Source organism: Sphingobacterium corticibacterium, from assembly GCF_004208525.1.
Lineage (GTDB): Bacteria > Bacteroidota > Bacteroidia > Sphingobacteriales > Sphingobacteriaceae > Sphingobacterium > Sphingobacterium corticibacterium.
Genome location: NZ_SGIT01000002.1, coordinates 1453615 through 1472813, shown reverse-complemented (window position 1 = coordinate 1472813; position 19199 = coordinate 1453615). Strand labels below are relative to the sequence as shown.

The 19199-nt window shown below is 40.7% G+C and carries 21 protein-coding genes; 14 read left to right on the top strand and 7 right to left on the bottom strand.

The window, feature by feature from the left end:
* Positions 1-24: 24 nt before the first annotated feature.
* From EWE74_RS14345 to EWE74_RS14315, 7 genes are all read left to right on the top strand, one after another.
* Entirely contained in the window at positions 25-2286 is a 2262-nt protein-coding gene (locus EWE74_RS14345; RefSeq protein WP_130142198.1) for an alpha-L-rhamnosidase-related protein, read from the top strand.
* A 39-nt stretch (positions 2287-2325) separates the two neighbouring features.
* Entirely contained in the window at positions 2326-3207 is an 882-nt protein-coding gene (locus EWE74_RS14340; RefSeq protein ID WP_130142197.1) for a 1,4-dihydroxy-6-naphthoate synthase, read from the top strand.
* A gap of 154 nt (positions 3208-3361) precedes the next feature.
* On the top strand, positions 3362-6667 hold the full coding sequence (gene secA, locus EWE74_RS14335) for a preprotein translocase subunit SecA (RefSeq protein WP_130142196.1): 3306 nt from the start codon (positions 3362-3364) through the stop codon (positions 6665-6667).
* Between the two features lie 54 nt (positions 6668-6721).
* Positions 6722-7174 (top strand): SPOR domain-containing protein, encoded by a 453-nt coding sequence (locus tag EWE74_RS14330; protein ID WP_130142195.1) that lies wholly within the window; start codon positions 6722-6724, stop codon positions 7172-7174.
* Between the two features lie 17 nt (positions 7175-7191).
* A complete protein-coding gene (locus EWE74_RS14325) occupies positions 7192-8379 on the top strand; it encodes a M20 metallopeptidase family protein (protein WP_130142194.1) in 1188 nt (395 codons plus the stop codon).
* 2 nt (positions 8380-8381) lie between these two features.
* Positions 8382-8945 carry a thiamine diphosphokinase gene (locus EWE74_RS14320; protein ID WP_130142193.1) on the top strand — a complete coding sequence of 188 codons (564 nt, stop codon included), beginning with the start codon at positions 8382-8384 and terminating at the stop codon, positions 8943-8945.
* Between the two features lie 2 nt (positions 8946-8947).
* Positions 8948-9439: a GNAT family N-acetyltransferase gene (locus tag EWE74_RS14315; protein WP_130142192.1), complete on the top strand. Its 492-nt coding sequence runs from the start codon at positions 8948-8950 to the stop codon at positions 9437-9439.
* On the opposite strand, the gene EWE74_RS14310 is transcribed toward EWE74_RS14315, so the two are convergent.
* Positions 9428-10738, bottom strand: a complete 1311-nt coding sequence (locus EWE74_RS14310) for a M20/M25/M40 family metallo-hydrolase (RefSeq protein ID WP_130142191.1) — start codon at positions 10736-10738, stop codon at positions 9428-9430. The two genes, EWE74_RS14315 and EWE74_RS14310, sit on opposite strands and share 12 nt — an antisense overlap.
* A 206-nt stretch (positions 10739-10944) precedes the next feature.
* Here EWE74_RS14310 and EWE74_RS14305 point away from each other — a divergent pair, with 206 nt between their 5' ends.
* The 3 genes from EWE74_RS14305 (at position 10945) to EWE74_RS14290 (ending at position 13398) form a co-directional block, all read left to right on the top strand.
* Entirely contained in the window at positions 10945-11259 is a 315-nt protein-coding gene (locus EWE74_RS14305; RefSeq protein ID WP_130142190.1) for a rhodanese-like domain-containing protein, read from the top strand.
* Positions 11260-11434: 175 nt separating this feature from the next.
* Entirely contained in the window at positions 11435-12859 is a 1425-nt protein-coding gene (locus tag EWE74_RS14300) for a Glu/Leu/Phe/Val family dehydrogenase (RefSeq protein WP_130142189.1), read from the top strand.
* Positions 12860-13185: 326 nt separating this feature from the next.
* Entirely contained in the window at positions 13186-13398 is a 213-nt protein-coding gene (locus tag EWE74_RS14290; RefSeq protein WP_130142187.1) for a DUF6358 family protein, read from the top strand.
* Between the two features lie 48 nt (positions 13399-13446).
* Here EWE74_RS14290 and gcvT read toward each other — a convergent pair whose 3' ends face one another.
* The 4 genes from gcvT to EWE74_RS14270 all read right to left on the bottom strand — a co-directional run bounded on the left by gcvT (position 13447) and on the right by EWE74_RS14270 (position 16529).
* Complete coding sequence (gcvT, locus tag EWE74_RS14285; protein ID WP_130142186.1) at positions 13447-14529, bottom strand: glycine cleavage system aminomethyltransferase GcvT; 1083 nt, start codon at positions 14527-14529, stop codon at positions 13447-13449.
* A 203-nt stretch (positions 14530-14732) separates the two neighbouring features.
* Positions 14733-15410, bottom strand: a complete 678-nt coding sequence (locus EWE74_RS14280) for a pseudouridine synthase (RefSeq protein WP_130142185.1) — start codon at positions 15408-15410, stop codon at positions 14733-14735.
* A complete protein-coding gene (locus EWE74_RS14275) occupies positions 15411-15782 on the bottom strand; it encodes a DUF4359 domain-containing protein (RefSeq protein ID WP_130142184.1) in 372 nt (123 codons plus the stop codon).
* 18 nt (positions 15783-15800) lie between these two features.
* Positions 15801-16529: an SIMPL domain-containing protein gene (locus EWE74_RS14270; RefSeq protein WP_130142183.1), complete on the bottom strand. Its 729-nt coding sequence runs from the start codon at positions 16527-16529 to the stop codon at positions 15801-15803.
* Positions 16530-16680: 151 nt separating this feature from the next.
* On the opposite strand from EWE74_RS14270, the gene EWE74_RS14265 reads away from it, so the two are divergent.
* The gene (locus EWE74_RS14265) at positions 16681-16872 is read left to right on the top strand and encodes a cold-shock protein (protein ID WP_093364840.1); all 192 of its coding nucleotides are present in this window, start codon (positions 16681-16683) and stop codon (positions 16870-16872) included.
* Between the two features lie 119 nt (positions 16873-16991).
* On the opposite strand, the gene EWE74_RS14260 is transcribed toward EWE74_RS14265, so the two are convergent.
* The gene (locus EWE74_RS14260) at positions 16992-17438 is read right to left on the bottom strand and encodes a DUF805 domain-containing protein (RefSeq protein WP_130142182.1); all 447 of its coding nucleotides are present in this window, start codon (positions 17436-17438) and stop codon (positions 16992-16994) included.
* Between the two features lie 88 nt (positions 17439-17526).
* Positions 17527-18252, bottom strand: a complete 726-nt coding sequence (recO, locus tag EWE74_RS14255) for a DNA repair protein RecO (RefSeq protein WP_130142181.1) — start codon at positions 18250-18252, stop codon at positions 17527-17529.
* A 182-nt stretch (positions 18253-18434) separates the two neighbouring features.
* Between recO and rpmB the strand changes: the two genes are divergently transcribed.
* The 3 genes from rpmB (at position 18435) to EWE74_RS14240 (ending at position 19122) form a co-directional block, all read left to right on the top strand.
* The gene (gene rpmB / locus EWE74_RS14250; protein WP_130142180.1) at positions 18435-18668 is read left to right on the top strand and encodes a 50S ribosomal protein L28; all 234 of its coding nucleotides are present in this window, start codon (positions 18435-18437) and stop codon (positions 18666-18668) included.
* A 70-nt stretch (positions 18669-18738) separates the two neighbouring features.
* The gene (rpmG, locus tag EWE74_RS14245) at positions 18739-18921 is read left to right on the top strand and encodes a 50S ribosomal protein L33 (RefSeq protein ID WP_002998409.1); all 183 of its coding nucleotides are present in this window, start codon (positions 18739-18741) and stop codon (positions 18919-18921) included.
* Between the two features lie 39 nt (positions 18922-18960).
* Complete coding sequence (locus EWE74_RS14240; protein ID WP_130142179.1) at positions 18961-19122, top strand: DUF4295 domain-containing protein; 162 nt, start codon at positions 18961-18963, stop codon at positions 19120-19122.
* Positions 19123-19199: the final 77 nt, after the last annotated feature.

The following is a 19199-nucleotide window of genomic DNA, read 5'->3' as shown; positions in this document are numbered from 1 at the left end:
GGCGCTTCGTTTAATTGTTTTAAAATGAGCGGATCAAGTTTAAAGATAATAGTTGTATTTTTCTTTATAGGCCACATTTTGATTGGTAAGGCCTCTGCGCAACCATGGAAAGCAAAATGGATAGGTATCGATCTGCCGGAAGGAGATACCGTCAATGTCTGGGCAGGTTTTCGAAAAGATTTCACGATAGACCACCTACCCACTAAGTTGGTTGCGCGGATTGCTGTCGACAGCAAATATTGGCTGTATATCAACGATAAACTCGTTATTTTTGAAGGTGGACTAAAAAGGGGCCCCACCCCAAACGATACATACTATGATGAGTTTGATATTGCGCCATATTTAAAAAAAGGAGGAAATACAATCGGTGTAAAAGTATGGTATTTTGGTAAAAACGGTTTCTCGCATAAGAGCAGTGGTATGCTAGGCCTATTTTTCGATGCACAAAGTGAGGGGTATGAGCTGTTAAGCGATAGTTCCTGGATGGGAAAAAGACTAGAGGAATATGGAACGAGCGCCGGTACTGTGCCGAACTTCCGGTTATCGGAATCTAATATTCAGTACGATGCCAGGATAACTAACGAAAACTGGTATAAACTAGCGGCTGGTTTTGTTAATCCTGGTCATGTCAAAACATACGGGGAAATAGGTGTACATCCCTGGAATAAGCTGGTGAAGCGGCCAATCCCCTTGTGGAAAGACTATGGTGAGCGCGCATTCAACGATACAGATATTACCGAAAAAGGGGATACATTGATCTGTAAACTGCCTTATAACATGCAATTTACGCCTATTATCGATGTAGAGGGCTCGGCAGGGGATACGATTCAATTCTTAACGGATAATTATCTCCGATACAATGGAGGAGCAGAAAATATCCGAGCAACTTATATCACCAAAGAGGGACGACAGAAATATGAAAGTTTAGGGTGGCTTAATGGCCATTATCTGCATGTCGTGATTCCGAAGGGGTTACGTGTGCACAAACTCCACTTCAGGGAAACCGGATACGATACGGCATTTGAGGGGGAATTTCATTCATCCGACCTGTTTTTTAACAAATTATGGGATAAGGCCGTGCGCACATTGTACATTACGATGAGGGATAATTATATGGATTGTCCGGATCGTGAGCGCGCGCAATGGACAGGTGACGCGGTTCTGGAATGTGAGGAAGCGTTCTATGCCCTGACGCCATCGTCTCACGCGCTGGGGAAAAAATGGCTCTATGAATTGATCGGCTGGCAAAAAGAAGATGGAGCGTTATTTTCCCCCATTCCTGCGGGGAACTGGGATAGCGAAATTGCTGATCAATCACTGGCTAGTATTGGTTTCTACGGGATCTGGACATATTATATGCATACGGGCGATAAACAGTTGCTTATAGACCTTTTTCCTGCCATACAGAAATATCTTCAACTGTGGGAAAAAGATGGCGATGGGCTTGTCAGGGTAAGGGAAGGTGGATGGCTATGGGGAGACTGGGGAGACCATAAAGATATGCTGCTCATCCATAACCTATGGTACTATCTGGCCATAAAAGGTAATCAGTTAATAGCAAACGAGTTGCGCTATGATGAGCAGGCTAAAGAATATTGGCTTGAGATGCAGAAGTTTAAAAGAAATTTCAACGCACGATTTTGGAATGGTCAATCGTATAGGGATCCTAAGTATACAGGTGAAACGGATGACCGGGTACATGCGCTGGCCGTTCTGGCAGACATTGCGGATGAACAATATTACGATCAAATTTTAAAAGTTTTTTTAGAGGAAGAGCATGCAAGTCCATACATGGAAAAGTATGTGTTTGAAGCTATGTATAAAATGCAGGAGCCAACGAAAGCGAATGCTCGACACCGAAAGCGGTTTTCTGGAATGGTCAATAATGGCTATTTCACGACACTTTTCGAAGGCTGGGGAATTGGTCGTGAGGGTTTTGGAGGAGGAACTGTAAACCATGCGTGGAGCGGTGGCGGGTTGACCGTGTTGTCCAGTAGGCTTTGTGGAATAAGACCGCTTACGCCTGGGTATAAAACGTTCCTAGTGGCGCCTCAACCGGGTGACGTTCGTGAGGCGTCGGCAAAGGTGGCAAGCGTAAGGGGAGATATCTTTGCTGGTTATAAGATGATAGATGATAGACTCTATCTCGATGTTGTTGTGCCTAATGGAACCACTGCACATGTCAAACTGCCTATCGGATATCGAAAAATAAAACTTAATGGCCGAAAATGTACGGCACCAATTGAGCTTCAACCGGGAACTTGGGAAATAATAGCTAGGAGATAGCAGCAAATTCTTATTTTTGCTTAAAAAAACAGCAAAGACATGAAACTTACGCTAGGCTTTTCGCCCTGTCCCAACGATACCTTTATTTTTGATGCGTTGATCCATCGTAAAATCGACACCGGAGGACTGGAATTTGATGTACAATACCAAGATGTGGAAACCTTGAACCAAAAAGCTTTTCAACGGGAACTAGATATCACCAAGCTGAGTTACCATGCTTTTGCATATGCGGTAAACGACTACGAATTGCTAGACGCCGGGAGCGCATTAGGTTCTGGGGTAGGACCTTTGCTCATCGCGAAAGACCCCCAGCTTGCTGCCCGTTTACAGGAGGTGTTAGAAAGGGGTATAGCGCGGAGCTCGCACGAGCGTAATTTGAAAATTGGTATTCCCGGAAAATATACAACGGCTAATTTTTTACTTGGTTTAGCCTTTCCAACCCTACAGCATAAAGTAGAGCTGTTGTTCTCGGACATTGAACAGTCACTATTGGACGGCACGATTGATTTGGGATTGATCATTCACGAAAATAGGTTTACCTATCAAGCTAAAGGGTTGCATAAAGTCGTAGATCTGGGTGATTTTTGGGAACAAACGACGAACAGTCCGATACCGTTGGGAGGAATTGTTGTTAAACGTAGTTTGGATGCGGAACTTAAGTTAAAAATCAACCGATTGGTTCGTGAGAGTGTGCAGTTTGCCTTTGAAAATCCTAGATCAGGGTTAGACTATATCCGTTCGCACGCACAGGAAATGGAAGAAGACGTGATGTATAAGCACATTGATCTATATGTCAATACATATTCGGAGCATTTAGGGAACGAGGGGCGTAGTGCTATTCAACAAATGTTTGATAAAGCACGGGCGATAAAACTTATTCCAACGACAGATAAACGACTTTTCTTGACCCCCGGAACCTAGAAAAGACTCGGTTTTCACTTCGTTACAAAAAAATAAACTGGAATTCTGTTAGTTATCACATGTAATAATTAAATTTGCCCGGTTAGTGCCAAAATGTCTGCAAAATACTATTGGATTCATTATTGCACGCGGTACACGGAGATAAGAAAATATTATGTTAAAATTTTTAAGTAAATTATTTGGCAGCAAGTCAGAACGAGATATCAAATCCATTCAGCCCATTGTAGATAAAATCAAAGAGGAATACGAGAAGTTATCCTCGTTAAGCCACGATGAATTGCGTGCGAAAACTGCTGATTTTAAAAACCGAATCAAAGCCTATTTAGCCGATATAGACGAAGAAATTGCATCCTTGAAAGCAGAAGCGGATCAGGATAATGTCGATATGGGTGAAAAAACAGCCCTTTATGAACAGGTCGATAAATTATCGAAAGATAGGGATAAAAAGCTGGAAGAAGTATTACTGGAAATTTTGCCCGAAGCTTTTGCAGTAGTAAAAGACACCGCTCGCCGATTAACGGAAAATAAAGAACTTGAGGTTACCGCAACCGATTTTGACCGGGAACTGGCCGCACGTAAACCGAATGTGATTGTGGAAGGTGATAAAGCGGTATGGAAAAATTCTTGGATCGCAGCCGGTACGGAGGTTACCTGGAATATGGTACACTATGATGTACAGCTTATCGGTGGTATCGTTTTGCATCAAGGTAAGATTGCGGAGATGTCTACAGGGGAAGGTAAAACGTTGGTAGGTACATTACCGACTTACTTAAACGCATTATCCGGGCAGGGGGTACATATTGTAACAGTGAACGACTATCTAGCACGTCGTGACTCCGAATGGAATGGGCCGTTATTTGAGTTCCACGGATTGAGCGTAGACTGTATTGATAAACATCAACCCAACTCGCCACAAAGAAGAAAAGCATATTTGTCAGATATTGTGTACGGAACAAATAATGAGTTCGGTTTCGACTATTTGCGCGACAATATGACACAGACACCGGATTCCATGGTACAGCGTAAACTACATTATGCCATGATTGATGAGGTAGACTCCGTTTTGATTGATGATGCACGGACCCCGTTAATTATCTCCGGTCCTATCCCACGCGGTGATCAGCATGAGTTTTATCAACTAAAGCCGCGTATTGAACGGCTGGTAAATGCGCAAAAAGCATATGTAAATACGGTTTTTAACGAGGCAAAGAAAGCCATTGCCAACGGCGATGCTGATGTCGAGGGTGGAGGAATGGCGTTATTGCGTGCTTATCGCGGGTTGCCTAAAAACAAAGCCTTGATTAAATATCTATCAGAAGGGAATCACAGACAGCTGTTGCAGAAGGTAGAAAACCACTATATGGCGGAACAAAGCCGCAACATGCCTAAGGTGGACGCAGAGTTGTTCTTCGTGATCGATGAAAAAAACAATCAAGTAGAGCTGAGTGAAAAAGGTATTGAATTGATCACCGCTTCTGGGGAAGATCCAAATTTCTTCATCATGCCAGATGTGGGATCCGAAATAGCAGATATCGAAAAATCAGAATTATCATTAGAAGAAAAAGCACAGAAAAAAGAAGAATTATTGCGGGATTACTCTATTAAATCAGAGCGTATCCATTCTATAAACCAATTGCTTAAAGCTTACACCTTATTTGAGATCGACGACCAATATATCGTGGATGAAGGTAAAGTGAAGATTGTGGATGAACAGACGGGCCGTATTATGGAGGGGCGTCGTTATTCCGATGGTTTACACCAGGCAATCGAGGCAAAGGAAAATGTAAAAGTAGAAGATGCAACACAAACGTATGCAACAATTACTTTGCAGAACTACTTCCGGATGTACCATAAGCTGGCAGGGATGACGGGTACGGCATCTACAGAAGCAGGTGAGCTTTGGCAGATTTACAAGCTAGATGTAGTGGAAATTCCGACAAACCGACCTACGCAGCGAGATGACCGTCAAGATTTGATTTACCGCACAGCTAGAGAAAAATATAACGCCGTAGCACAGGAGATTCAGTTACTAACAGAGGCAGGAAGACCGGTATTGGTGGGAACAACCTCCGTAGAGATTTCGGAATTGCTGAGTCGGATGTTGAAATTGCGTGGCATCAAACATAATGTATTGAACGCGAAGCTTCACCAAAAGGAGGCGGACATTGTTGCGGAAGCAGGACGTCCCGGACAGGTAACGATCGCTACCAACATGGCGGGTCGTGGTACGGATATCAAATTAACGGATGAGGTTATCAAAGCTGGAGGACTGGCGATTATTGGTACAGAACGGCATGAATCGCGTCGTGTAGACCGTCAGTTACGTGGACGTGCCGGCCGTCAAGGAGACCCTGGTTCATCACAATTCTTCGTGTCGCTAGAAGATAATCTGATGCGTCTATTCGCTTCTGAACGGATTTCCAACATCATGGTGAAAATGGGTGTGGAAGAAGGTGAAGTGATGCAACACAGTATGTTGACGAAATCTATTGAAAGAGCGCAACGTAAAGTGGAGGAGAACAACTTTGGTATTCGTAAGCGATTGTTGGAGTACGACGACGTGATGAACTCCCAGCGTACTGTAATTTACTCGAAGCGTAAGAACGCACTATTCGGAGAACGTTTGGACGTTGATTTGAACAATACCATCTACGATGTCGTGGAAGATGTGGTGACCGAAGCAAAAGAAGGCGGAACCTATGAAGAGTTCCAGATTGAAGTGATTCGTTTGTTTGCCCTAAATCCTGAAATTACGGCGGAAGAATTTGCACAAAGTGGCTTAGCGGTGTTGACCGATAAATTATTCCAACAGGTTCTTACACATTATCAAAATAAAGGACAACAGGTGGCGGAACAAACGCTTCCGGTACTGACAAATGTTTTGGCTGAACGTGGGGGAATGATAGAAAATGTGGTTATACCGTTTTCCGATGGTATTCGTGGCATACAAGTTGCGACAAATTTGCAGAAGGCGGTAGAGTCTAGTGGGAAAGAAGTTTTCAGATCGTTTGAAAAAGGTATTGTTTTAGCATTGATTGACGAAGCTTGGAAGGAGCACCTACGTGAAATGGATGACCTGAAGCAATCTGTACAAAATGCTGTCTACGAGCAAAAGGACCCTATTATTATCTACAAAATGGAAGCATACAATTTATTCAAAAGCATGCTTGCTTCCATGAATAAAGAGATAGTAAGCTTCTTGTTTAAAGGAGAAATTCCTGGCCAGCAACAAGAGCCGCAAAACGTTCGGGAAGCACGTCCGGTACAGCCGCAGCCTGCACAGGTTAAAGCTACAAAAGCGGAGCTGAGCTCGCCAACAGGAGTTTCGGAAGAAGATAAAGATACCCGCGAACAACAAGTCACGCAGCCTATACGTAAAACACAAACGGTAGGTAGAAATGACGAATGTCCTTGTGGTTCCGGGAAAAAATATAAAAACTGTCACGGAAAAAACAGTTAAAATAAAATTATCGAGAAGTTATATAGTTGACGTTCTCACTTTTTTAAAATAAAGATGTTATATAAAGGATTGATATTTGGTTTTGTACTCCTTGGATTTGCACAGCTCAGTAAAGCACAATCGGGAATCGTCGAAGTAGAGAAGGATTCGTTGATTAATCTGTTGCAGGAGTTCAGAGCGGAGAACGGTATCAATCCTACTACTGCCCGAATGGTTAGCTTAGGGTCGAAAGTCGTTGATAAGAAAAGCGGTAAACGGGTAAAAGTGCGCGGTTTTCGTGTACAGGTATTTTCTGGAGCGAACCGAAGTGATGCCTATGCCGTACAGGCTAGATTTCAACGATCTTATAAAGATATAGGCGCCTATGTGACTTACGATGAACCAAATTACAGGGTAAAGGTTGGTGACTTTAGAAGCCGATCAGAAGCAACCAGCTTTATGCAGGAGCTACGCTCTCAGTATAGTAATGTATTTGTCTTCACCGAAGAGGTTTGGGCTTACGAATAACGAGGAAAACCATATCGATGTTGAAAGAAAAGATAAAACAACTTGCGGAAGACTTCTTTGAAGAGACAGTCGGGTTTAGGCGCCATTTGCATCAACATCCTGAGCTCTCCTTTGAAGAACACCAAACATCTGCTTTTATCAAGCAGCAGCTAGAGCGTTTGGGTATTCCATACTCGTCTATGGCAAATACCGGTGTGGTAGGACTGATTCATGGCGAGAAACCCTCGGCTAAGGTATTAGCTCTTCGTGCGGATATGGATGCTCTACCCATACAGGAGGTGGAGGGGCGCAGTTATGGTTCACAGAATTTTGGCGTTATGCACGCTTGTGGGCACGATGTGCATACCTCCTCGTTATTGGGAGTTGCATCGATATTACAATCCCTGAGAAGCGAATTTGGGGGCGCTATAAAACTTATATTTCAACCTGGAGAAGAGCGTCTACCCGGCGGTGCTTCGATCATGATTAAAGAAGGCGTGTTGGAGAACCCAACTCCTGCCGGTATTATCGGGCAACATGTTATGCCCCTTATCGAGACGGGGAAAGTAGGTTTCCGTACGGGGAAATACATGGCTTCTAGTGATGAACTATATATGACCGTGCGGGGTAAGGGTGGCCACGGTGCGCATCCACACCAAAATATTGATCCGATTGCGATTACAGCACAAATTATTACGGCTCTCCAGCAAGTCGTAAGCCGGAATGCGGATCCGAGGATACCAACGGTTCTATCTTGGGGGAAAATAACCGGAAATGGTGCGACCAATGTGATTCCCGATGCGGTGTATCTGGAAGGTACGTTCCGTACGTTTGATGAAAAATGGCGGGCAGATGCCCATAAAAAGATGATTAAGATGGCAACTGGCATCGCGGAGAGTATGGGGGCTGTTTGTGATTTTGAAGTGCGAAAAGGTTATCCTTTTCTAATTAACGAGGAGAAAATAACCACGTCGTCTCGCGCTTTTGCCGTGGAATATCTTGGTGAAGAAAATGTTGTTGAATTAGATATATGGCCGGCTGCCGAAGATTTCTCTTATTATTCGCAAGAAACCAATGCTTGTTTTTATCGATTGGGAACAGGAAATAAAGCCGCCGGTATTACGTCTGCAGTCCATACCCCGACCTTTGATGTCGATGAAAATGCACTGAAAGTAAGTATAGGCTTGATGTCGTATATTACATTGCGGCAACTTGGCGAGAATTAAAAATGTCCTCACATCATATTATTAGAGAAAATCAAGAACCCGCTTTGATTGTTGCCTCTTATGAAGCGCTCGATGAAGAATATATGGGACAACTTCTAGAGTGGAGCCCTACGGTAATAGCCAACGATGATACCGTAGATTTTTTCTTAGCCGCTGATATTAAAGTGGATGTAATCTTCGGCAGGAAAGAAATAACATATCCGCAAGAACAAATTAAAAATATTCCGATAAAAAAAGGGTTCATACCTGACGCTTTAGATTATCTTATCCACCACAATCACAAAGCCGTTAATATTGTTTGCGATGCGCCTGATGAAGCATTAAAAGCCTATTCTGCGGCAATTAACATGGTTGTGTTGTCTCACGGGATGCGATATGTATACATTCGTCATCGTTACGAAAAATGGAAAGAAGCAGGTGCGCGTATTTCCGTTCCGGAAAACCATCTCAAATCGTTGGTCGGCCTTAAACATATTAGTCCTCATGGATTTATAACCGAACAGGACGGTTTTATGTATCTGGAATTTAATTCGGATGAATATGTTTGTATAGGCGAGGAGATTTAAAAATGTATACTATTCGAAAAGTAAGTAAGGAAGGGGCTGCGGTTATTCACCATTTAGGAACAGCCGTATACCATACGACATATACAGCTATTTTGAGTCGTGCACAAATCGACTTCATGTTACATAAAAATTATACCCCCGAAGCCATTCAACAAGCGATGGCAGAAGGACAGGATTTTTATATTATTTGTCAGCAAAAGATGCAACCGTTGGGATTTATCGCCCTTCAAAAAAAGAACAATGACATTTTGCGCATAGAAAAGCTTTATCTTTTGGTGGACAGTCAGGGATTGGGATTGGGAAAAAAGCTGATTGATTTTGCGGTAGACCAGGCAAAAGAACATGACTTTTCCATTGTTGAGTTGAATGTAAATAGAGGGAATAAGGCGTATCATTTCTACCTTAAACAAGGGTTTAAGGTTATATCGGAGGTGGATATACCTTACTATGGCTACATCCTCGATGACTATGTAATGCAACGATTAGTTCATTAACTTCTCCACGCGTGAAGGTGTTTGCTCTCCCGTAACGATTCCAACAACACCTTTGGCAATAGCTTCAATGCTGGATTTTATATTTTGAATAGCTAATGTTGAAAGCTCATCCTTCACGGTATGGTAATATTCGTCTTTATCAATCTGTGAAGTGGAGAAGGTATGTGCCGGAACACCTAATGCCGCTAAAACAGCGTTATCACTTCTATAAAAGAGATTCTGTATTGGGTATGGATCTGGATGGAAAGTAAACGCAGTTCCTTTTAGGTTTTCTTGCATCAATTCTGCTAGATTGGAATGATGATAGCCGGTTATGTACAACGTATTCGGTCCAAATTTTGAATCTTTACCAATCATCTCTATATTAACCATGGCTACCACTTTATCGGCATCGATATTATTGGAAAAATATTTAGAACCAAACATGCCAATTTCTTCTGCGGTAAACGCAACAAAAATTAACGTACGCTCATTGATATTTTCTTTTTTGAAATGTTTCGCCAGGGCAATCATGGCCGTTGTGCCTGATGCATCATCATCTGCTCCATTGGCTATAGAATCTTGTCCTACGGGATCAATGATACCAATGTGGTCATAATGCGCGGAGAAAACAACAAATTCGTCTGCCTTCGATTTTCCGGGGATGACGGCAGCCACATTGAACAGGGAAAAATTGTCGTGTAGTGTGTTTGCTTCTATTTCAAACCGTTTTATATTCTTTTTCTTAATGGCAAATACTTTACTTGGACCATCGGCTGCACTTGCTTGTTTTGGAATGACGTTTTCACGTGAAAATATTTTTTTGAAACGTGCCAGCATAGGTGCAAAGGATGGATCTACCCAAACGATGTTGTGGTTGGCATTATTCCGCACGATGTCACGGAAGCGCTCAGAGAAATCGTCTCCTGCGCGGATTTCCATGACTTCTATTTCCGAATCTTGATTCCAAGAGAGGTTGGGATTGCTGTTCAATATGATAAATTCGTCTACATTTAATGCTTTTCCGTTGATCTTGATGGATTCGTTTTCCGTAAAAACCTTCGTAACCTCAAATGTTTGGCGGTAATTATCTTCAGTATAGGGTTGTAAACCTGCCTGCCGGAATTCTTCCGCAATAAAATCGGCTGCACGCGCAATATCAGGGCTTAATGCTGCTCTTCCCCGCATGTCGTCGCTGGCAAGCGTAGAAATAATCCGTTCGACATCTGCTGTTTCTACTACTTGTGCTTTTACTCCAAATAAGCAGATGGTAAATTGTAGAGAGAGCAGTAAAGACCACTGTAAAAATTTTTCTTTCATGATAGAACTCCACTATGTGTTCCTAAAAATAGTATATTTCCTCTATAAAATAGCTCTTGATAGCAGAGGAGAGCGAAATAGTTTCATTTTATATTATGCATAATTAAATTGCATATAAAAATGAAATTACTCATGATAATTTTATATTTTAGGAATTCGTGAATGCAAAGCATTTATTTAGGTTTGATACAAGAAAATATAAAAACATGAAAGAAGTTACAGTTGAAGAACTCCAAGGAATGATAGATCGCAATGAGGATTTCCAGCTTATTGATGTACGTGAGCCTTTTGAATATGAAGTTTCTAATTTGAATGGACTCAATATTCCGTTGGCAGGAATTGTAATCGAGTCGGACAAGGTTTCGAAAGATAAGCCGGTTATCATTCACTGTCGTAGTGGTAAACGTAGTGCACAGGCCGTGATGTTGTTAGAACAACAGGGATTTGATAATTTATCTAACTTGGCGGGGGGTATATTAGCGTGGAAAGAAGATATTGATCCGGAAATGGATGTTTACTAATAAACAAAACTCTTAGCGGATATCGTTGTTTTTTATGTAGTGGGAAATAAAAAGAGGTATGCCAACAAAAAATGTAAATATTTGTTGCTGTACACATTTTGTGCTTAACTCGACTAAAGTTTGTTAATTTTAATGTATAAAGCAGAACCAACATAAGTATATAAATAACAACGTTATGGGGATAAAAAATGCAGCAAACAACACTTTTTTTGAAAGTGTTCAACGGAATTTTGATAAGGCCGCTCAATTTACGCGATTTGACCAAGGTATTCTCGCCCAGATTAAAGCCTGTAATTCTATACTTCGGGTAAAATTTCCCGTTAAGATTAACGACAGCATTGAAGTCATTGAAGCGTATCGGGTACAACATTCACATCATAAGCTACCATGTAAAGGCGGCATTCGATTCAGTATGGAGGTAGACCAAGAAGAGGTAATGGCGTTAGCGGCATTGATGACGTATAAATGCGCGATTGTAAATGTTCCTTTTGGAGGAGGAAAGGGCGGAATAAAAATAGATTCGCGCAAATATTCCACTTTTGAGCTAGAGAAGATAACACGTAGGTATACGTCTGAGCTATGCAAGAAGAACTTTATTGGTCCCGGTATCGACGTTCCGGCACCAGATTATGGTACCGGTGCTCGTGAAATGAGTTGGATTGTAGATACCTATTCTTCGCTTAATCCCAATAATATAGACGCTCAAGCCTGTGTTACCGGAAAGCCGGTGTCGCAGGGAGGAGTGCGTGGACGTACCGAAGCAACTGGTTTGGGTGTGTTTTTTGGCGTTCGTGAAGCTTGTTCTTTTCAGGATGATATGGATAGGCTGGGGCTTACGGCGGGGATCGCCGGCAAACGGATCATTGTGCAGGGATTGGGTAATGTGGGGTATCATGCCGCAAAATATTTTCAAGAAGCAGGCGCAAAACTCGTGGGCTTAATCGAATATAACGGAGCAATTTATGACGAAAACGGGCTGGATGTAGACCAGGTACAAGCCCATCGACAAACAACAGGAGGCATTCTTAATTATCCCGGGGCCATTAATTTTTCAGACCCTGCAGAAGGATTGGAGCAACCTTGTGACATCCTTATTCCGGCAGCTTTAGAAAGCGTTATCCATAAAGATAATGCCGATCGGATACAGGCAAAAATCGTTGGAGAGGCGGCCAATGGACCGTTGACCTCTGATGCGGATGAGATTCTAAACAAAAAAGGCGTTTTGGTGATCCCAGATATTTATCTGAATGCGGGAGGGGTAACTGTATCGTATTTTGAATGGTTGAAAAATTTAAGCCATGTACGCTACGGCCGTTTGGAAAAGCGCTTCGAAGAAAATATGTATAAGGAGTTGATTGATATTATCGAATCTACCACAGGTAAGCGTGTGTCTGATTTGGAACGTAAAACCATTTTGCGTGGACCGGATGAAATTGATTTGGTACATTCCGGATTGGAAGATACGATGATAGGTTCATATCGTGAGATTCGGGATATTTATAAAAACAGAGAAGGGGTAGAGGACTTACGGACGGCCGCTTTCATCTGTGCTATCGATAAGATCGGAGTGGCTTACGAAGAATTGGGAATTTTCCCATAACCAAAGATTCTGTATTTTTGTTGGATGAAAAATCTCGTCCACCAAACTCAACAAGCATTTTATTTTAGTCTAGGGTTTTATATCCTAGCTTTTATATTGTGGATATTAAACTTTTCTTTAGCTTACATTTTGATAAGCATGGCGTTGTTGTTGTCTTTGTTGTGGATATTTTTGGTTTTACGGGAAATTATGCTCTCGGTTAAGTTGACTAATACAGAGCGGATATTGTTAATTATTTTTATCATCTTTGGTAACATCATAGCCGGGACAGTCTATTTTTTCTTTATGCGCGAAAAAGTCATAGGAAAGCCCATTAATAAATAAATATGACGAAGTATTTTATCTTAAATATAGTTTTGAATCTTGCCATTGCATTTTTAGTATACAGTGGCATCATGTCCTTCCAAACGGGAAATCATCTTTTTTTATTTATTTCTATAGCGCTGTTGGTGGTATTGATCTATTTCAAAGTAGTCCTGTTGAAGGTGGTGAAGAGAAATGTACGAGAGGGAAAGCAGCAACCGAAAAGAAAAAAATAGAGACGCAATACGTTGCGTCTCTACAACTATATATTATAATGCTCCTTCCTATTTCACAAAAGGAGGTTTTTTAACGACAGCTTTCACGGTTTGATTTCGGATGGATATATATATTTCCGTTCCTTCTTTAGCAAAGGCTTTGTCTACATAACCCAGTCCAACGGACTTCTTCAACGTGGGGGATTGTGTGCCTGACGTTACACGTCCAATTTTATTGCCTTCTGCGTCAACGATTTCGTAGTCATGGCGTGGAATACCGCGTTCAAGCATTTCAAATCCTACTAGTTTCTGAGAAACGCCGTTTTCTTTTTCAGCTTTTAAATTTTCACTGTTTACAAAATCACTCGTGAATTTTGTTACCCAGCCTAAGCCTGCGGCAAAGGGAGAAGTTTTTTCATCAATATCGTTTCCATACAAACAAAAGCCCATTTCTAAACGTAACGTATCGCGTGCGCCAAGACCGATAGGTTTGATGCCGTATGCCGCGCCGGCTTCAAATATAGCGTCCCATACTTTCTTAGCGTCTTCATTAGCCACGTAGATTTCAAACCCACCGGCTCCAGTATAACCCGTAGCGGAAACCAATACGTTGTCTACACCCGCGAATGAACCTTTTTTAAAAGTATAATATTCCATCTCCGCCAACTCAATATCAGTTAGAGATTGTAAGGCTTCGGCTGATTTCGGACCTTGGATTGCGAATAATGATGTTTTATCCGAAATATCTTTCATGTCTACACCATACGTATTGTATTTACTGATCCAGTTCCAGTCTTTATCTATATTGGACGCATTCACGACTAATAAATAAGTTTGTCCATCAATTCGATAGGTTAGAAAATCGTCTACAATACCCCCTGTTTCGTTTGGTATATAGGCGTACTGTATCTTACCATCGTACAGCTTAGAAACGTCATTTGATGATATTTTTTGGATCAAGTCCATCGCCTTTTCACCTTTTAGGATAAATTCGCCCATGTGGCTCACATCAAAGACACCCACGGCAGTACGCACAGTTTCATGCTCGTCGTTGATTCCTGAATATTGAACGGGCATATTGAACCCCGCAAAAGGTACCATTTTAGCACCAAGCGCTATATGATGCTCGGCTAACGCAACGTTTTTAATCATGATCATCTAAATTTTTTCAAACCTAACGAAATTCATTTTTATATACAATATAATCGCATCTGTATATAAAATGAATTTCTTTAGCTCTCCGCTACCGTTGAAAATATCTTATTACAGGGAATTTAGACAAAAAAAGACCATTCAACGTCTGGATATTTAGCTATTTTCAATTCACGCGAATGATTTACTCTATTTCCTTGTGTTTATAAATCCAAAATTTGCCGTACACGGCTAAATTCCGAAAGTGTAGGTGCTTCAATATTAATTTCTTGCTGGGTTCTCGGATGTTTAAAGGATAATTTTTGTGCATGGAGCATCATGGTGTCCATAGAAAATTGCTCTTTCCAAAGCTTATTTTGTTTATTGCAGCCATGAGGTCTATCACCTAAAATAGGGTGGAAAATATGGGCGAGGTGCTTACGGATTTGGTGCATCCGACCCGTCTCTGGCCTAACTTCCAATAATGAATAGCGAGAAGTGGCGTGTTTACCAAAAGGAAGATCAACCTCCGCTCGCGATAATGTCCGGTAATGTGTAATCGCATCTTGTAAGGAATTGTTTTCCTTACGAAGGGGGTAATCAATTGTTCCTTGGTCATCAGTGTAGCCTCGTACAATTGCCCAATATATTTTCGCTATATTTTTGTTAGCAAAGAGTTGTTGTGTGAGCGAGTCCATTTCCTTGTTTCGTGCGAAGAGTAGGATACCACCGGTCTTGCGATCTAAACGATGGGTAGGGTATACAGCTTGCTGTATCTGATCTCGGAGAAGTTGTAAAGCAAATTTGGAGGTATCCGCAGCAATAGACGATCGATGTACTAATAATCCATGTGGTTTATTAATAGCGATTAAATCTTCGTCTTCATATAGAATGTCCAGCATTTATAGTCCCTCTTTTATCATCTTGACGATTTCGGCTGCTTTTTCGTCTATTTTAGGACTAAGCCAGATTGTGCCGAATGCTCCTCCACCAATCGTGTTTTCTTGGGGGCCTACGCGTATTTTCGTAACGGAAAAAAGATAGTAGTTTTCGACCTTTACATGGTTTTGCATGAATTGATCGATTAACGTATTTCCAAAAAGCTGAATACCAAAATCTACCATTTGTTCATTTTGCTTTCCAGCTTGCTGTTTAAGAAGCACTATGGCTTTTTCCCTTACTATCTTTTCGTGTTGCTCTTGTTTGGGGTTACTGAAGAAAGCGATAAGCATGAGTACAATCATACTTATCGCAAATATTCTCGTTTTGCTCATATAGCGTACAAAGGTACATTATAAAAGTTCAAATATCCCATCGATGTTACAGGTGAGCTTAATCGGGCGCACGTTGATGTCGAGACTTTCGCCATCTGCCGAAGCAGCATCGCTTGTTTCTGCTTTTGCTGACATAGCATACATACGTGGAGTTGGTAAAATATCGTTCCATCCAAATGAACTGTTGTCATTGATGACGAGTACTTTTCCAATCTTGTCGCCAGTTGCAGTAGCAATGATCTCGGCATTGGCACGGGCATCCTGTACGGCCGCTACTTTCAACTCTTTCTCAATTTGACGCTTTTGAGAGTGATCGTAACCGTTTATCGAAGTGCTTTGTATACCTTTAGGGTCCACTTGGTCGAGCATATTATTCAAACCATTGAGATTGGACACTTTGATCCTATATTGTTTCGCTTGCAGTAACTGTTTGTTTTCTTTTTTCTTTGAACTGTCATAGTTATAGCTATAAATGTTTTGGATATTGAAATCCTCTTTTTTAACACCGATAGCCAATGCGGCATCATAGAGCTGTTTTTCCAATGTTTCGATATTGACTTTATTTTTGGTATTTCCATCGACAAAGTATTCCCTTAATGAAATGGAAATATAAACAATATCAGGAGTTACTTCTTTTTCAGCATATCCTCTTGTAGAGACTCTTCGGCTAGATTCAAAATTATTTGTTTGCGCATTGGACATAGATACGATACAGATGGCGATAATTATGCCGATTATTTTTTTCATTGTTATTTGTTTTTATTGTTACTAATACAAAATTGCATGCGTATTGTTTGACAGTGCAGGTTACTTTTCGTTTAAAATTGAAAATAAATAAAGAGACATTAAAAATTAATGTCTACCTTTAGAACCAATACATTAATAATATATTACAATAATGCAAGAAGGTGTAGTAAAATTCTTTAATGAAACCAAAGGTTTCGGTTTCATTATCCCTAATTCTGGTGAGAGTGAAATTTTTGTTCACGTGTCAGGTTTGGTAGACAAAGTTCGTGAGAACGATCATGTATCTTACGAAGTAGAACAAGGCCGTAAAGGTCTTAATGCGGTAAATGTAAAGCTTATCTAATTTAGATTCAGATATATTTATTGTGAAGGGCTGTTTTCCGAAGAGGGAAGCAGCTTCTTTTTTATGGGGTATAAAGCTGAAAAAAAGCCAGACATGTTTTTTTAGTCTGGCTTTTTTCTTTATACGTTAGGGTTGTTTGTAAATGGGTCATTTCCCGGTGTTGGTGGGAAATTACCAAATGGATTCGGATCACTGCCGCTTTCTTTCGGATCCGGGCCAAATTCATTAGGACCTTTGTCTCCTTCTTTGATCATCAGATAGAGGAAATATAAGTTGACAAGCGGGATAAAGGCAAATACAATGTACCATGTTGGGCTCCCCGTATCGTGAAGGCGGCGTACAGCTACAGCTAGATTGGGTATGAGCAGTCCAAGCGAAACCAATCCCATAATACCGTATACCAATCCGCCCAAAATAGAGCTGATATAAGAAAGTATACCTCCTACGATGCTAAAGGCGACATAGATGAGCCAAACAAATAAAACGAACATCCAGAATTCTTTTCTGCGTGCCCGCCCATCGAAATTAGCATAGTTTTCTTTTAATGTTTTCAGAAACCAGTCCATAAAAGTAAATTTTAAGTAAAGTAAATAAGTAAACAAATGTTGTTTTTGCTGTTTTAAAAATAGCAATAAAAATGTTACATAGAAACATTTAGTTAAATATTTCTTCCAAGATGTACAAAGAATTTACTTGGCCGAAGTTTTCCGTGTGCAATCGATAAAACTCCAACACTTTTTCGACAAGATATTTTCTGTCGCTCTTGTTCATTTTGATATGGTGCGATTCTTCGAAGTCAGTTTTTAGCAGGCGAAGGAAAATTGAGGTGTGTGGTTCCTGTAATACATGGCGATGTGCAGGAAGGTTATTGCTAAATATGCCCTCTATAAGATTAAAATAGGGATATTGCTGTTTATGATGGTGCAGGGGTAAAAAACCGAGGAATCTACTTAGTTTAAGGAGAAAGATCAGGTGAAAATTTGCTAAAGATTTTTTCGTTTCATCCAGCCATATAATCGATTGTTGGATGAAGTTAAAGAGAAAAGGGTCTGGCGATTGGTGACGGAGTACTTTATATAATATCTCATTCAGAAATAAAGCTATAGAGCCTTTGGTAATCTCTAGGGGTATTTCCTTTAATAAAGGACGTGGGTGAGCTTCTTTGATGCGTTGCAGCCCGTTACTCTCTTTATAATATACAACAAGATCCAGAAGATGTAAAGGCTGAAAGAGATTTGCTGGGAGACGTGCTTTCAGTTTTCTTGCCCCGTTGATGAGATAAGACTGCATACCAAATGTCTCTGTGAAAATATGGACAACAATGCTATTGTCGGCATAGTTGGTTGTTTTGAGCGCGATTCCTGGCGTTTTGTAAAGCATGTTGGGTTTAAAAAAACAAATATACAAAAGGGAAAACTATCCCGCGGTAGAAAACGTGATGTGGATTGTGGAAAACTTTAAAAAAAATATTTCATTGCTTGCAATTCACAAAAGAAATATGGATATTTGCAAACTCTTTGTGAAAAGAGCGATTAGAGAAACAACATTAAAAATCAAATATCATGTCAAGAATTTGTGATTTAACAGGCAAGGCGGCATTAACAGGGAATAACGTTTCACACTCAAACGTTAAAACGAAACGTAAGTTTTATCCTAATTTACAAACAAAGCGTTTTTATATCCCGGAAGAAGATCGTTGGATTACGCTAAAAGTGTCTACTTCGGCAATCAAAACGATTAACAAAAAAGGAATTACAGCAGTAATCGATAAATTTATCAAAAAAGGATCTATTTAATCGTTACCGCCTGTTATCAGAATATTCATGAAATCTGTCCGTCATCTGGCGGATATAATAAAGTAAAACAATGGCAAAAAAGGGAAATAGAGTACAAGTAATCTTAGAATGTACTGAGCACAAAGAAAGTGGTCTTCCGGGAATGTCTCGCTATATCACCACAAAGAACAAGAAAAACACGACAGAGCGTTTAGAATTGAAAAAATTCAATCCTGTGCTTAGAAAAGTAACTGTTCACAAAGAAATTAAGTAATTAACTGTAGAGCATTCGCTCTTTTAAAAATACAAGACAATGGCAAAGAAATCAGTTGCATCGTTACAAAAAGGAGGCGGTAAGGAATTTACCAAAGTTGTCGTAACTACTAAGTCTGCCAAAACGGGAGCTTATACTTTCAAAGAAGGTATGGTTCACAACGACAAGGTGAAAGAATTTGTAGCAGAAGCTGCAAAATAAGTTGCGTAACAGCTATACCTTTTCAAAGTTTTCTTTAAAAGACAAGATAAGCCGTTTTGGTATGTACCGAAAGGGCT